Source organism: Mycobacterium sp. NGS66 (assembly GCF_059812225.1).
In genome coordinates, this window is record NZ_JCALCG010000038.1 from 1 (window position 1) to 977 (window position 977).

The 977-nt window shown below is 66.1% G+C and carries 1 protein-coding gene; it reads right to left on the bottom strand.

Annotation, left to right across the window (positions count from 1 at the left end):
- Positions 1 to 977 (bottom strand): acyltransferase domain-containing protein (locus AC5Y2L_RS28550; RefSeq protein WP_499940093.1); only part of this gene is annotated, 977 nt, incomplete at both ends.

A 977-nucleotide genomic window follows, 5' to 3' on the forward strand; every position in this document is an offset into this window, starting at 1 on the left:
CTTTCGAGTCGTCGTCACCTTGAAGTCGACCATGCCCGGTGATGACACCGACGCGGACGCGCCGACGGTGGTGTGCTCATCGAGCAGCAGCTCGTGTTCGAAGCGCAGGTCGCGGATTTCGGCGAATTCACCCATGACTGTGCGTGCGGCCTCTAGCGCCATCTCGCAGTAGGCCGCGGCGGGCAGTACTGCCGCGGTGTGCAGCTGGTGATCGCCCAGCCAGGGCTGAGCGGCAGTGCCGACATCGGATTGCCACACGTGGCGCTCGGATTCCTCCGGCAAATGCACATGCGAACCCAACAGCGGATGGACGGCAACCATGCTCGCGCCGTGCGCGGAAGCTGTTTGACTATCGCGGCTCAGCCACAGTTGGCGGTGGGTCCAGGTGGGCAGCGGCGCGTCGACCAGCTGCCCGTCGGGGTAGAGCACGGAGAAGTCGATCGCGGCACCGGCGTTGTGCAGATCGGCCAGGAAGTCCCGAAGCCCGTGGGGGAGTGGTTGTTCGCGTCGCATACTTGCCAGAGCGGCCACGGGCAAGTCGAGGCTGCCGGCCGTCTGCTGCACCGCGTCGGTGAGCGATGGGTGTGGTGCCAGCTCGGCGAAGACGCGGTAGCCGTCCTCCAGTGCCGCCCGGACCGCGGCGCCGAAGCGCACCGTGCGACGTAGGTTGTCCACCCAGTACCTGTTGTCGCAGACCGGCTGCTCGCGCGGATCGAATCCGGTGGCCGAGTAGTAGGGCACCTGCGGGGTCTTGGGGGTGAGTTCGGCGAGTGACTCGCTCAGCTCGTAGAGGATGGAATCGACTTGAGGCGAATGCGAGGCGACGTCAACGGCGATCTCGCGGGCCATCACCTCGCGCTGCTCCCAGGCGGCGACCAGTTCACGAACCGTCTCGGTGGCACCGCCGATGACCGTGGACTGCGGCGAGGTCGCTATCGCCACCACGACATTTTTAACGGACCGTACGGTCAACTCCA